Raw genomic sequence first — 1,403 nt, 5'->3', positions numbered from 1 at the left:
TATTGATATAACCCCCTAGGAATCCATATAGAGCCATTATTTATATAGCAACTTTTCTCTGTTTACATTAGATCAAACATCAGTTACTACCTGGTTGATCGCCTTTATTTTTTATGATTTCTGCTTTTATTGGAATCACCGAGTTCACCATGCTATTGGCATTTTTTGGGTAGATCACATTGTTCACCATACTGCTGAAGACTTTAACTTTGGAGTTTCTATACGTAATAGCTACTTTATGGAAGTTACCATGTGGTTAACATTTATCCCCATGGCACTAGCAGGAATATCTATTGAAGTCTTCTTAGCGGTAAGCTACACCCAAATGACGTGGGCATTTTTAATTCATCATAAAAAACTAAAACATACGCCTCGTCTGGATAAAGTATTCAATACCCCCTCTCTACATAGAGTACACCATGCAAGAAATACCAAATATATTGATAAAAACTTTGGCGGTATTTTTATCATTTGGGATAGACTCTTTGGCACATATCAAACAGAGTCAGAGAGCGTTCCTGTTACCTATGGCGTTCGCGAGTCAATTCAAAGCTTTAGCCCTTTGATGATTAATATTCAATACTTAAAGGTTATTATTAAAAAATTTACACACAGTAAAACATTAATTGATAAGCTAAAGTCAATTTTTTATTCCCCTGGCTGGCTACCCGCTGGACTCACTAAAACAGAATGTCTTGGTAAAATAGCGGATATACCTTGTAAAGATTTTAAACCTAAAAACTCACCGCTTACTGCAACAATGAAGCTATCCTGTATACTTCGATTTATAGTCATTTTAGTTGTATTTACATACTTAATGTGGAACTTTTACGACTTACCTTGGTTACAAACTACGGCGCTATCTTGTCTGTTCTTTTGGTTATGCCACTACAACGGCATTGTATTTGATGGCGTGAAGATTACCTGGAAGTCTGAGGTATTAAGTCAATTTTTAATTATTCTTTCAGGTATTACAGGGCTAGGCTACACCTCCGTAAATATTGTTTCTGCAGCAATAATCTTTACATCTTTTGTGTCATTTATTTGCTATACACTACATCATTCTCCTCCCTCACATTCAAAGAAAAACCGCCTATTAATTGCTCTTACGGAATAAACATAAGCAGTTACAATATAATTATCCACAACACTTTTGCAAAACATAACTTTGTAAAAGTGTTGTTTAACCAAGCTCAAAGCCATTAAAACTCTAGCAAATATCTATCAACAATTTTTTTATACCCCCACTTTTCACTAGCTCATTAAAAGCACTTTGAAAAGTTGTTATTACTTTGTCTGATGTATTTAAATCAATACTCTAGACACTTTTACGCAGCCATAGCCCCATAGTCACTCATCTGTTTATACACTTGAGCGACTTTTTGAATACTTAAGCTTAACCC

General features: G+C 34.7%; 1 protein-coding gene. It reads left to right on the top strand.

Annotated features, from left to right (window positions below):
* Positions 1-94 precede the first annotated feature (94 nt).
* Positions 95-1,117, top strand: a complete 1,023-nt coding sequence (locus F607_RS33360; protein WP_051311886.1) for a sterol desaturase family protein — start codon at positions 95-97, stop codon at positions 1,115-1,117.
* The last annotated feature ends 286 nt before the right edge of the window (positions 1,118-1,403 follow it).

Origin of the sequence: Zooshikella ganghwensis DSM 15267, from assembly GCF_000428585.1 — a bacterium.
In the GTDB taxonomy this organism is placed as follows: Bacteria; Pseudomonadota; Gammaproteobacteria; order Pseudomonadales; family Zooshikellaceae; genus Zooshikella; species Zooshikella ganghwensis.
Note: the sequence above shows the minus strand (reverse complement) of the source record. Positions and strands in the feature narration are given on the sequence as shown.